Genomic DNA, 12,538 nt, shown 5'->3' on the forward strand with positions numbered 1-12,538 from the left:
TTTTTAATTACATACAGGAGCAAGATATGAGCACACAAGTAAGCCTAATTGGTCTAGATCGCGAACACTCTGAGCAACTAGCACAACAGCTGAACCAGCTACTTGCCCATTACCAAGTGTTGTACATGAACACACGCGGTTATCACTGGAATATCAAAGGTCATCAGTTCTTTGAGCTACACGTGAAATTTGAAGAAATTTATACCGACCTGCAAGTAAAAATCGATGAACTGGCAGAGCGTATTTTGACATTAGGTCACACGCCAGCACATGCATTCAGCCACTATCTGGAATCAAGTGAAATAAAAGAGCACCAAAACGCAACATCGGGTGACGAATGCGTCAAAGGTTTGGTTGATGGCTTTGGTATCCTTCTGCTTAATCAGCGTGAAATTCTATTCAATGCTGGCGAGGCGGGAGATGAAGGTACCGCTGCATTGATGGGCGACTACATTCGCGAGCAAGAAAAACTGATGTGGATGCTTAACGCTTACCTTCAATAAGGCGTGAATAAGAATCGGGAAATAAGACAAAAGAGCACTGAGGTGCTCTTTTTTTATTTTTGTAAAGAGGGCTAACTGCTTTGTCTTAAAAGGGATGATTCTAAGTAAATCAACAGATCAGTGAGCTCTTTTACCGCAAGAGACGCGCAAGAGTGGAACTCAGTTAAGTTTCCATGATGGACAAGACAAGAGGGCATTTGTGCGTTATACGCCGCTTGTAAATCATATAAGTAGTCGCCGACGTAAAGTACTTCATCGGGCATCAACCGCCACTCTTTTGCTAAAACTTGCAAAGACAAAGGGTCGGGTTTGGGTGGGTAGCATTCGCGCGTGATCACTCGCTCAACTTCGATTTGGTTATGCTCAAGTTTACGTTGGGTGGCAATCAGGCAATTACGTGTCACGATGGCTGTTTTCATCGCTTTTTGATTCAGGAAAGCCAAAAGTTCGTGACAGCCTGTCATGGGTGCAGATTGCTCGGCATCGGAGATTTCGTGATCAAAAATCACATTGTGTGCATGCTCTTTGTGGTGAGGATGTTCCAGTTTTTCTACAAAGTCTAATAAGTCTTCCGATTGCGGACACCCTAGTTGTTGGCGCAGAACTTGAAAGTTCATATCGGAGCTCACAAGGGTGTTATCTAAATCAAAAATAACGGCTTTAATTTTATCGACGACTAGTGGAAAAGGAACCATTCTGACCTCATAAAATAACTTTAAAACAACAGCTTAATTATAAGCTAAATTTGATTTACTTCTGCTCCAGACGAAATATTTTCCCGGTGTCGGTCGAAAAATAGAGATAACCATCGGGACTGATCGTGACGTCTCTGATTCGCTCGCCAAGATCGTCCATCAGGCGCTGATATTCGGTCAGTTTTCCATTCTCGATAGAAACCACATTGAGGTGCGTAAGTTTAAGAGCTCCTGCAACGATTTTTCCGTTTAGGTCAGGGTATTTGTCTCCGCGGTATACCACTAGGTTACTTGGGGCGATAGAAGGGATGTAAACCAGTTTGGGATCTTCCATACCCGGCAGGGATTTCGCTTCGCCGACATCAAGCGGGCCCCAATATTCTTTTCCTTGAGAGACTCTGGCCCAGCCGTAGTTCGAGCCTTTCTTTATCAGATTAATCTCATCGCCACCCCTTGGACCGTGTTCGATTGACCAAAGCTGATTCGTCGCCTGGTCGAAGTACAAACCTTGAGGATTACGATGACCATAACTCCAAATCTCAGGCTTTACGTCAGATTCTGTGAAAGGGTTGTCTGCCGGGACAGTGCCGTCCAGATTTAAACGTAGAATTGACCCTGCATGAGTTTGTCTGTTTTGCCCGTTATCACGATCCCCTCGATCCCCAATCGAGAAGTAAACTTTATTGTCAACAAACGCTATACGGCTACCAAAATGTCGTCCGGTATCAGTAATCGCATCAGCGACAAAAAGGTCTTTCCATTGTGTCAGTTGATTGTTGTGTAAAGTCGCGGTCGCGAGAGCCACCGTGTTTCCTTTGCTGGTTCGCTTACTGTAGGTAAAGTAAAGCGTTGGCTGGGTTTTATCTGTATTGGGTGCGAGGGCGACGTCAAGTAAGCCCGCTTGACCAGTCGTGCTGACGCCTGAGACTGAAAACAGTTTTTCACGTTGACCCGATTCGACATTCAGCAAAGAAATGGTACCGTTTTTCTCGTTAACGACGGCCTGCTTCTCATCGATAAATTCTATTCCCCAAGGAACATTGAATCCATTCGCCACTTCCTTTGCCTCATAGTCGGCAGCATGGCTGGAAAAGGTAAAACAAACGAGCAGGGTGGTGATAACGGTTCTCATGGCGGTGTCCAATTTAAAGCGTGTCTGTATTTAAAGCTAACACTGAATTCCTATGTTTGTTAGGCGTTAAACTGTATACAGATGTAAAAATCCCCGACACGAGATCGGGGATTGTATGACGTTGCGAGAGTGAACTCTGATTCGATTACATTGCCGCTTCGAATATTGCAGAGATCTCTTCGTGAGTCGCTTGTTTAGGGTTAGTGAAACCACACGCGTCTTTAAGTGCGTTATCAGCCAGCGTTGGAATATCTTCTAGTTTCGCGCCAAGCTCCTTGATTCCAGCAGGAATACCAACATCTTTCGCTAGTGTAACTATCGCGTCGATCGCGGCTGCTGCACCTTGCTCTGCTGACATGCCTTCCACGTTGACGCCCATTGCTTTCGCCACATCAGTCAGACGTTCAGGGCAGACTTGCGCGTTGTAGCGTTGTACGTGAGGAAGCAGGATGGCATTACACACACCGTGTGGTAAATCGTAGAAACCACCTAACTGGTGAGCCATTGCGTGGACGTAGCCCAGTGAAGCGTTGTTAAACGCCATACCCGCCATAAACTGCGCGTACGCCATTTGTTCACGAGCTTCAAGATTTTCACCGTTTTTCACTGCTGTGCGCAGGTGCGCTTGAATTAACTCAATCGCTTTAATCGCAACTGCATCCGTAATTGGTGTTGCCGCAATAGAAACGTACGCTTCAATAGCGTGTGTCAGCGCGTCCATACCCGTTGCCGCGGTCAGAGACGCTGGTTTCGCAAGCATTAACTCAGCGTCGTTTACTGAGATCAATGGCGTGGTGTGCTTATCTACGATTGCCATCTTAATGTGACGCTCTTCATCGGTGATGATACAGAAGCGAGTCATTTCCGATGCAGTACCCGCAGTCGTATTGATGGCGATAAGTGGCAGCATTGGTTTTGCAGATTGATCAACACCCTCGTAGTCAGAAATGTGTCCACCGTTTGCAGCAACAAGTGCGATACCTTTCGCACAGTCGTGTGGTGAGCCACCGCCAAGTGAGATTACAAAGTCACACTCGTTTTCTTTTAATAGTGCTAAGCCGTCGTTAACGTTGTTAATCGTTGGGTTTGGCTGAGTGCCATCGAACACTACGGTTGCGACGCTTCTTTCGTTAAGAAGGCCTTGAACCTGCTCAACCACACCGATTTGGTTAAGGATTTTATCGGTAACGATCAACCCTTTTTTAAAGCCTTGTGATTGAATACTGTCCGCGGCGTCTTTAAGACAGCCTGCGCCCATTAGGTTTACCGTAGGGATAAAAAATGCACTAGTCATATTGGATTGCTCCGTCGTTCTTTATAAGTTGTTATTAATTGGGAATTACTGTCGCACACCTTTTTCGGGTTCCAACTTGATCCAGAACAAATTAAGCCAGTTGGGACTCGTTTCACTACAGGAACTGTGACAGCGATCTTGTTGCACAGCATGTAGGTGCAACATAAATATAACGTAGCTTAAATATGAAACTAGTAACGTAAAAAATTGTTAATAATGAAGATCTATTGATGATTTATATCTAAATTAGACTAAAGTATAAGAAATCCCCATTGATATTAGATTTATCAATGGGGATGAATGAAGTGTTTTTAACTTATCTATCAATAATTATGCTATTTCGACAAGTTTAGATACGAGTTTTTCGATGCCTGAAGCAGCTTGCGAGATATTCTCGGCTAACATATAAGCCGGTGTAGAAAGAACCTTATGTTGCTCATCAAAAACAAACTCATCAACGGTACATTCGATGTGCTGACCACCCATTTGATTAAAGGCGGCAGAAGTCGCTTCATCATTGCCTATTGTTCCTTTTACACCCTGCTCATAAATCATCGGGATAATGATAGGTGCGATGCAAAGATAAGCTGCGGGTTTGTTGGCATGAGCAAATGCACGGCAGGCTTGAGCAACGTGTGTGTTGATTGAGCATTCCGCCCCAGATACCGCAAAGTCAGTTAGGTTTTTTGCTGCGCCAAAACCACCAGGTAGAAGTAAAGCGTCGAAATCTTCGACATGCAATCGCGCCACATCTTCAATATTTCCTCGCGCAATGCGTGCTGATTCCACCATTACGTTCCTGGTCTCATCCATCTCCTCGCCAGTTAGGTGATTGATCACATGCAACTGGTCGATATTAGGAGCGAAACAATGCCAGCTAGCGCCTTCTTTCTCAATAGCGTGGAGTGCCAATACAGCTTCGTGCAACTCTGTTCCATCATAAACACCAGAGCCACTGAAGATAACCGCAATTTTTTTCATTTGAGAGTCCCTTTAGTCTGAGTATTCTGTCTGTTGCTCTTGCATCTACAGACTGATTATTCTCCACAATTTCACTTGTGAGTTCTTTTCATCATAGTCGCAGACTAAAAAGGGGTTAAGCAGAATTTGTAAAAAGTGTTTTATATTTGTTCCAAACTCGTAACGGAATAATTTCTATACTGATTTTTTATAAGATTGTCTGTTGTTGCCGCTCCTTTTTGCGTTAATCTGAGGGCTACTTTCGCATTCATAAGCTGTAGGTCACATGAAATCTGCGCAATTTCAATTCACTCTTTATGGTTGTATCGCCATTATTTCCTGGAGCTGTTTACTGGGTATCGCCAGATTGGTGACGGAAAGCCTGGGAACAGTCGGAGGGGCAGCCATGTTGTATTCTGTCAGCTCAATTTTTCTGATTGTTGTGGTGGGGATCCCAAGGCTTTCTAACTTCTCTGCTAAATATCTTATCTTCGGCGGAGCACTGTTTGTCTGTTATGAGATTTTTCTCGCTTTGGCGCTGGGATATTCAAACTCACGGGCGCAGGCAATTGAAGTTTCCATCGTAAATTACCTCTGGCCTGCATTGACGGTGTTATTTGCGGTGTTAAGCAGTAATAAAAAGCCAAGCTGGTTACTTTATCCAGCCGTAACCCTTGCGTTCTTAGGCGTTGCGTGGACGGTGAGTGGGGATAACGGCATATCAGTGCAGCAAATAATAGACAACGTTAACAGTAATCCATTGGTTTACTTTATGGCTCTGACTGGCGCAGTGATCTGGGCGGTATACTGTAACCTGACTCAAAAGCAACAGTCTAAACACAACGCGATTACGCTGTTCTTTATTGCCACGGCTGTGTCTTTGTGGGTGAAATTTTTAGTAACGGATCAACCAGCAATGACTTTCTCTTGGTCTGCAATGGGCTACTTGCTAGCTTCTGCGGCTTTGATGGCGGGAGGCTATGGGTTGTGGAACATTGCGATTGTTGGCGGAAATATGGTGTTTCTTGCGACGCTCTCTTACTTCACACCAATCTTTTCGGCTCTGTTTTCTTCCGTCATTCTTGGAGTGACCTTGAGTCAGAGCTTTTGGCATGGTGTGATGATGGTAACGGTTGGCTCATTATTGTGTTGGCTAGTTACAAAAGAGAAGCGAGCCTCTGCAGTGGAAGAAAATATCGACCCCGTAAATACAAAAAAGCTCCCAAATTAGGGAGCTTTCTTTATCTGTTCTAAGCGACGTTTAGCTGGAGCTGCAGCTTGAATCTGTGCTTCGACAAGCGTGTTGTTAGCTGTTTACGCGTCTTCTCCAACGTATCCAACTCTAGCGTGTCATCGTCGACATGCAGATCGATGTTCACTCGTAGCTCTTGTCCAACTTTGGTGATGCCAGCAACTTTTAGCTGGTGGTCTGATACTTTCTCGATCTCTAGTACATCGTTACCAACCACCTGACAAAGTTCTTTGCTCGGTGTCATCATCAGCAGCTCGCGTAGTGCGCCACATAACATATCAAACGGTACTTTTAAAAAGTAGAAGCCCATCAACAGCATCATCAGTGGATCAGCATAAGCCGCATATTGAGCGAATGGAGACAGCGACACCAACCACGCGGCCACAAAACCTACCGTGACAGCAACACTTAACAAGGTGTCCATTTGCCACTGTTTTGTCTCTGCTTCGATTAGACCTGATGAGTAGTTTCGGCTTCTTTTCGCCATAAACCACCATGCGTAACCACAACCCAAAACGTTTACAACACCAAAGATTGTCGCAATAGACGCATCGACTTCTCTACCGCCTGTCATCAGTGCGGAAATCGCAGAGTAAAGAGAAAATAGCACAACAATCAAAATAACTGTTGCCTTGATCGCAATAACGATTGGCTCTAGTACGGCTTTACCAAATGGAAACACTGACTTCGATGGTTTGCTAATGTAATAAGAGGCTGCCAGTGACAATAATGTTAACAGTAAGCTGACTAAAGAGTAGACACCATCAAAAACGATCACAATTGAGCCAACAAGCAAGCCTAGTACCATACCACCAGCAGCGAAGCCTGAAGCTAAAAGGGCTGAAATGGTTAAAATATGGTTTTCGTTTCTGCTTGTCCTGACACACATGAGATATACCTTGTAGTTTTTGTTCCGCTATATTCTTTGCTTACAAGGCTATTTAGGCAACCAGAATTTGACCAGTAACTTGTTGAGTGAGAGGGGTTTAAAATATTTTACAATAAAAACAATATGATACAGCAGAATCTTGCTGTCACAAAAATTGACGCTCAGTGCAAAGTGTTTAGAAGTCAAATAAATAATCGCTGAGTTTGTCCGCTAACCACGTCATAGCAGGGTGTTCAATTTGACCATTTGTAGAAAACATACAGTAGTCTTCTTGTGTTAAACCGTAGGTGTGTTTAATTACCGCCAACTTTTGTTGACGTAGATAGTGACGAATTAGGGGCTCAGGTAACACGCCCCATGCATCTTCTTCTAGGATGGTGTTTAACATGTAATCAAAACTTGAGAAGCCGATGTAGCGTGTTGAGAAGGGCTGGAGTTCTGGGTTGTCTTTCTCATTTAAGTAAACCATCAGCGCTTGCATTTGGCTGCGTAGCTCTTCATCCGATACGCGACGCATTTTGCTTAACCGGTGATCGGCGCTGCACACAGACATCATGCGTATTTTACCTAGTGGGTTATAGACGATATGGGGATCGTCGACTCGCTCGTAATCAACACCAAAAGCAAAATCCACTTGATGCGTGCTCACCAGGTTGGCTAAGTCACCACTTGATGCGAGGATGATGTTAAATGTGGTGGAAGGGTAACGGTTGTTCAGCTTGTGTGATAAGTCTTGCCACAGGTCGTCGGGTAGGGAGTCGTCTCGTGCAACCCATACCTCGGCGTTGAAACCCTCTGAAATTTGGCCACACGTTTTGCGAATTCGTTGTGCTATCACCAAAAGGTATTCACAGTCTTTGTAAATCGCTTTTCCGGCCTCTGACAACGTGAGTTGATTGCCGGTTCGGGTAAACAATTCGACATCGAGATCCTTTTCCAACGCTTTTATCGACATGCTGAGTTTGGTTCGGTTACAGTCCAACTGCCTTGCAGCTTCGGACACCGATCCACAATCAGCGATAGTACAGAAGGCTTCTACTTGCGTTAAGTTCATGATTTGACACAACCGAAAAGTAATTTGAAATCAAAAGGGATACGGTACAGAGCGATTCCCAAAGCTGTGAAAGGTTAACGAAAAAAACACGATTTCGCCAGATAAGTCTATGGTCTTTTTGTGGTTTTGGGGTACCCTATACCAAGTATGCGTTGATATAGGTCTGACGCTCAAAAGAAGTCAATCATTGTTAGACTTCTTGTGTCACGCTAAAAGTGTTTTGCGCTTTGTAATAGAGAATAGAACCGTTCTCTTTGTAACTAAAGCACTTTCGGCGTCACACGGTGAGATGTGAGATATCAGAAGTGAACATGGAGGCCACGATGGCACAAGATTGGGACGGCTTAGCAAAGAGTTGGGAATCAAATCCCGCAACCACGCAATTTGCTCAGTCAGTGTTTGAACAGTTACAACAGTTAACTCAGCTTGATGGCATTAAAGTACTAGATTTCGGATGCGGAACCGGGCAGTTAAGCCAGTTATTGTCTCCATTGGTTAAAGATATCGTGGCACTAGATGCATCTGAAGAGATGATCGAAGAGTTAGATAAAAAAGAGCTGGCGAATGTAGAGCCAGTTGTTGATACCTTATCTCGAGGTCTTGTTGCGCAGCATCCTGCGTTCCGTGGGCAATTTGATTTGGTCGTTGCATCATCAGTTTTATCCTTCTTGGATGATGCCGATTCAGCATTAAGCATTGCGCATTCATTGCTTAACCACGGTGGTCATTTCGTTCATTTTGATTTTGTATCAGAATCCGAACAAGATGGCTTTACTGAGGCGAGTTCAGAAGCTGCCCTAATTAAAGCGGGCTTTACTGACGTAGAAACAAAGCAAGCCTTTGACATCAAGTCAGATGGTAAATCGATGTCAGTAATAATGGGTGTTGGGCGCCGTTAATCCCTAATAAGAGCATCAAAAAGCGAGCTTCAAGGCTCGCTTTTTATTTGCTTGCAACCTTTCCATTAAGACCTAATCAGGCTGACACCAGCTTTTTTATCTCATCCAAAACATGTGCGTTTGCGATGGCACCAATGTTTTCCACCTCTCTGCCATTGATAACTTGTTTGACAGCAAGCTCAACTAATTTACCCGACCTCGTTTTAGGAATGTCACTGATGGCAAAAATTTCACTTGGAACGTGTCTCGCTGAGCAGGCAGATTTCAACTGAGCTTTGATTTTTGCGACCATTTCATCGTTCAATTTTTCGGTAGTGGCTAGCTGAACAAACAGCCAGATTTGCTCGTTTCTATCTACCTCTTTTCCGACCGCGATTGAGTCAACAATCCCTTCTATCGAATTAACCTGCTGGTAAATTTCTGCGGTGCCAATCCTAACTCCGCCAGGGTTTAACGTTGTGTCACTTCGCCCGTAAAAGAGATATCCGCCCGTTGAAGCATTTCTTTCAACATCATCGCCGTGGTGCCAAACGTTCTCGAACTTGTCCCAATAAGCGTTATGGTAACGCTCACCGCTGTCATCCCAGAATTTAGCTGGGAAATTAGGGATCGAATTGGCACACACTAGCTCGCCTCGGTTACCGATAATATCTTCGCCCTGTGGACTGAAGACTCTTGTATCGACACCTAAACCTGCACACTGACATTCACCACGGTAAACCGGGGAGATAGGGTTACCTAATACGAAGCAACCACAAATATCTGTGCCACCAGAAATAGAAGCTAAATGAACGTCCTCTTTCAAATGTTGATAAACGTAATCAAATTGCTCCGGGTAAAGTACAGAGCCCGTGGAACATATGGTTTTTAGTGATGGAAGCGGGTCGCTTCCTTGATTGGAATAGCCCGCTTTTTCCATGGCTTCCAAGTATTTTGCCGAGGTGCCAAAAAGTGATACATCAGCGCGTTTAGCCAAATCCCACAACACTTTGTAATTTGGGTACATTGGGCTGCCATCAAAAATGACCAAACACGCGCCACTGGCTAGGGTGGAAACATGCCAGTTCCACATCATCCACCCACAAGTGGTGTAATAGAATACGCGATCTTCTGGCTGAATATCGCAATGAAGCTGATGCTCTTTAACATGGTTAAGCAGAGTACCGCCTACAGAATGCACAATACACTTTGGTTTCCCAGTAGTGCCGGATGAGTAGAGTATGAATAAGGGATCATTAAAGTTGATACGCGTGTAAGTGACGGGCTGCGGTGGGTATTGATTTAATATGTATTGCCAGTCTTGGGTGCAAACATCACATTCGTAGCTGCGAGGATTGAGATAGTTGATCTGGCAAACGTGCTTTAGACCATCTAAGTGATCGGAGATATGATGGTTTTTATCTGTCATATCGAACACTTTGCCGTTAAATGTGTAGCCATCGCAAGTGAACAGAACTTTAGGTTTTACTTGGCCAAATCGTTCCAAAACGCTTTCTATACCGAAGTCAGGCGATGTCGCGGTCCAAGTTGCACCAAGGCTGGTCGTGGCTAGCATTGCAATCACGGTTTGAGGCAGGTAGGGAAGGTATCCAGCAACCACATCGCCTTTTCTTACACCGCAATCTTGCAGCCATCGTTGTATGCTAGAGACTTCAGCACACAGCTCTTGCCAAGTATAAGTTTGTCTCTCTCCACGCTCGTTCTCAAACCAAATCGCAATATCATTAGGGTTGTGATAGGCAAAACTAAGAAGGTTTTCCGCATAATTAATTTGGGCGTCAGGAAACCAGCTTGTGTCGCGGTTAGGAACCGGCTGCTGCCATTTACTCTCAGATTGGCATTTTACCGTGTCACCCGAGTTTCCGATTACATCACAAAACAGCCACACTTCTTGCCAAAACTGTTCGGAATGATCCAGTGACCATTGATGGAGTTCGGCATAGTTTTTTATGTAATTTCCTTGCCTGTTTATGTGTTCAATAAACTGGGTGATATTGGCTTCTTTGATGCGGCTTTCGCTCGGTTGCCATAATTTGTTGTACTCGCGCATAGGTTCCTTCTATAACAAGCTGATAACACATTAAGTCTGAAAGCAATCACTAACAATGTCAAACTTGCGTGAAAGTATTTGATGTTAGCAATATCATAGTCTTACGTGTAAATGTAAGTAATTTGTTACACTCAAATGCGCGGGCGAAAATGGTTGAGGGATTGGAAGCAGTCAGGAGTACAGATAGGCTTAATGTAAGGGATTTGTTAATGGAGAAAGGTCATGACGCAATATCATTCTAAACCCGTTGACCAGGATGGAAGGGTAGAATGGAGCCTCGAAGAAGATGCAATTTGGCGAGATTTAGTCACCAGACAGATGAGTGTTATTCATAACCGCGCTTGTCAGGCTTATCTACATGGTTTGACATTACTCGATTTGCCCGATGATCATGTGCCACAACTTCCTGATATCAACCGTGTATTGATGGAAACGACAGGATGGCAGGTAGAGCCAGTTCCAGCACTTATCGATTTCGATCGTTTTTTTAATCTGTTAGGTAATAAACGCTTCCCCGTTGCGACATTCCTGCGTAGTCGTGAAGAGTTTGACTATCTGCAAGAACCCGATTTCTTCCATGAAATATTTGGCCACTGTGCCATGTTGACCAACCCCGATTTTGCCGCGTTTACTGAGCATTATGGGCAGTTGGGCCAAGCCGCGACGCCTAAACAGAGAGCGTATCTTGCACGACTTTACTGGTTTACCGTCGAGTTCGGCCTGGTTAAAGAAGGCGATCAGACCAAGATTTATGGCGGAGGCATTCTCTCTTCTCCGGGAGAAACCATCTATTCGCTAGAAAGTGAAGATGCGATTCGTGAAGGTTTCGATTTACAAACCGTCCTGAGAACACCTTATCGCATCGATATAATGCAACCGAAATACTATGTAATCGACGATTTTTCACAGCTTTATCAAATCAGTCAATTAAACCTATTAAAGCAAGCCGATATGGCTATTGGGGCCGGATTGTTGCCACCACTATTTGAACCAAAGGAACCTGCTCATGTTGAATGAACAAAAATGCGAAGCTTGTAGTCTTGATGCCATTGCGCTGAGTAAAGAAGAGCAACAGTCACTGCTGCTGCAACTTACTGATTGGCAGATTTTTGAAAGAGAGGGGATTCCTCAGTTAGAAAAAGTGTATAAGTTTAAAAACTTCAAACAGGCTTGGGCGTTTAGTAATAAAATTGCTGAACTGGCAGAAGATGAATTTCATCACCCTTCGATTTTACTAGAGTGGGGTAAAGTAACGGTGACATGGTGGAGCCATTCAATAAAAGGGCTGCATAAGAACGACTTTATCTGCGCATCGAAATGTGACGGTTTAGCTCTTACTGAATAAGAGATATTTAGCTTTATACTAGGCGCCCGAACATTAGTTCGGGCGTCTTTTTTAGAGCAATTAGGACTTAGAGCTCGATACGATAAACCGAGGTTGTTCCAGAAACTTCATTCCCAACTGCGATAAAGTGATCACCGTTACGGGTGAAGTAATTAATCGACTCTGGTCCAAGATCGCCAGCTTTTGGATTGTAGGTATCATTCGCGCACTCGCTCTCTTTCACTTGTGTGCAAACCGGCTGCTCGTAGTTACGGTGGTTCACATAGTGAAGGAAGACCGCTTGGCTTGGCTCACTAATATCGTAAACCATGATTCCACCTTGGCGCTCAAGGCCAATAAATGCGTAGTGACGTCCGTTTATTTCTGCGGTTTCGATTGCTTCAGGTTCAATACCTTTGTCATCACTGCGATCATCACCACTACTATTACTGTCGTTGGTGCTGTTAAAGTGTTTGCCTTCATTCA

General features: G+C 44.4%; 13 protein-coding genes. 5 read left to right on the top strand and 8 right to left on the bottom strand.

Translation table 11 applies throughout. The features are described 5' to 3' along the window. The first annotated feature begins 26 nt into the window (after positions 1-26). Entirely contained in the window at positions 27-503 is a 477-nt protein-coding gene (locus L9Q40_RS13220) for a Dps family protein (protein ID WP_020335285.1), read from the top strand. A 71-nt stretch (positions 504-574) separates the two neighbouring features. On the opposite strand, the gene L9Q40_RS13225 is transcribed toward L9Q40_RS13220, so the two are convergent. The 4 genes from L9Q40_RS13225 to elbB form a co-directional block, all read right to left on the bottom strand. Further along, positions 575-1,198: an HAD family hydrolase gene (locus L9Q40_RS13225; RefSeq protein ID WP_020335284.1), complete on the bottom strand. Its 624-nt coding sequence runs from the start codon at positions 1,196-1,198 to the stop codon at positions 575-577. Between the two features lie 55 nt (positions 1,199-1,253). Further along, positions 1,254-2,330, bottom strand: coding sequence for a PQQ-dependent sugar dehydrogenase (locus tag L9Q40_RS13230; protein ID WP_020335282.1), 1,077 nt, complete (start codon positions 2,328-2,330; stop codon positions 1,254-1,256). Positions 2,331-2,475: 145 nt separating this feature from the next. After that, the gene (gene yiaY, locus L9Q40_RS13235) at positions 2,476-3,624 is read right to left on the bottom strand and encodes an L-threonine dehydrogenase (RefSeq protein WP_014234621.1); all 1,149 of its coding nucleotides are present in this window, start codon (positions 3,622-3,624) and stop codon (positions 2,476-2,478) included. Positions 3,625-3,954: 330 nt separating this feature from the next. Further along, positions 3,955-4,605: an isoprenoid biosynthesis glyoxalase ElbB gene (gene elbB, locus L9Q40_RS13240; protein ID WP_239949620.1), complete on the bottom strand. Its 651-nt coding sequence runs from the start codon at positions 4,603-4,605 to the stop codon at positions 3,955-3,957. Between the two features lie 265 nt (positions 4,606-4,870). On the opposite strand from elbB, the gene yddG reads away from it, so the two are divergent. Next, entirely contained in the window at positions 4,871-5,815 is a 945-nt protein-coding gene (gene yddG, locus L9Q40_RS13245; protein WP_498793565.1) for an aromatic amino acid DMT transporter YddG, read from the top strand. Positions 5,816-5,834: 19 nt separating this feature from the next. Here yddG and L9Q40_RS13250 read toward each other — a convergent pair whose 3' ends face one another. Together L9Q40_RS13250 and L9Q40_RS13255 are read right to left on the bottom strand one after the other, a co-directional pair. Next, positions 5,835-6,725: a cation diffusion facilitator family transporter gene (locus L9Q40_RS13250; RefSeq protein ID WP_014234618.1), complete on the bottom strand. Its 891-nt coding sequence runs from the start codon at positions 6,723-6,725 to the stop codon at positions 5,835-5,837. A 175-nt stretch (positions 6,726-6,900) separates the two neighbouring features. Further along, positions 6,901-7,779: a LysR family transcriptional regulator gene (locus tag L9Q40_RS13255; RefSeq protein WP_014234617.1), complete on the bottom strand. Its 879-nt coding sequence runs from the start codon at positions 7,777-7,779 to the stop codon at positions 6,901-6,903. 284 nt (positions 7,780-8,063) lie between these two features. Here L9Q40_RS13255 and L9Q40_RS13260 point away from each other — a divergent pair, with 284 nt between their 5' ends. After that, positions 8,064-8,678, top strand: coding sequence for a class I SAM-dependent DNA methyltransferase (locus L9Q40_RS13260; protein ID WP_498793566.1), 615 nt, complete (start codon positions 8,064-8,066; stop codon positions 8,676-8,678). A gap of 76 nt (positions 8,679-8,754) precedes the next feature. Here L9Q40_RS13260 and L9Q40_RS13265 read toward each other — a convergent pair whose 3' ends face one another. Next, positions 8,755-10,728, bottom strand: coding sequence for an acetoacetate--CoA ligase (locus L9Q40_RS13265; protein ID WP_498793567.1), 1,974 nt, complete (start codon positions 10,726-10,728; stop codon positions 8,755-8,757). Positions 10,729-10,950: 222 nt separating this feature from the next. Here L9Q40_RS13265 and phhA point away from each other — a divergent pair, with 222 nt between their 5' ends. Continuing rightward, complete coding sequence (phhA, locus tag L9Q40_RS13270; protein WP_498793568.1) at positions 10,951-11,745, top strand: phenylalanine 4-monooxygenase; 795 nt, start codon at positions 10,951-10,953, stop codon at positions 11,743-11,745. Continuing rightward, positions 11,735-12,073, top strand: a complete 339-nt coding sequence (locus L9Q40_RS13275) for a 4a-hydroxytetrahydrobiopterin dehydratase (protein WP_014234613.1) — start codon at positions 11,735-11,737, stop codon at positions 12,071-12,073. The genes phhA and L9Q40_RS13275 overlap by 11 nt, the downstream gene beginning before the upstream one ends. A gap of 67 nt (positions 12,074-12,140) precedes the next feature. On the opposite strand, the gene L9Q40_RS13280 is transcribed toward L9Q40_RS13275, so the two are convergent. Next, positions 12,141-12,538: choice-of-anchor I domain-containing protein (locus tag L9Q40_RS13280; RefSeq protein WP_498793569.1), on the bottom strand; the 398-nt coding region annotated here is incomplete at its 5' end.

Origin of the sequence: Allocatenococcus thiocycli (assembly GCF_921292965.1) — a bacterium.
Taxonomy (GTDB): Bacteria; Pseudomonadota; Gammaproteobacteria; order Enterobacterales; family Vibrionaceae; genus Vibrio; species Vibrio natriegens.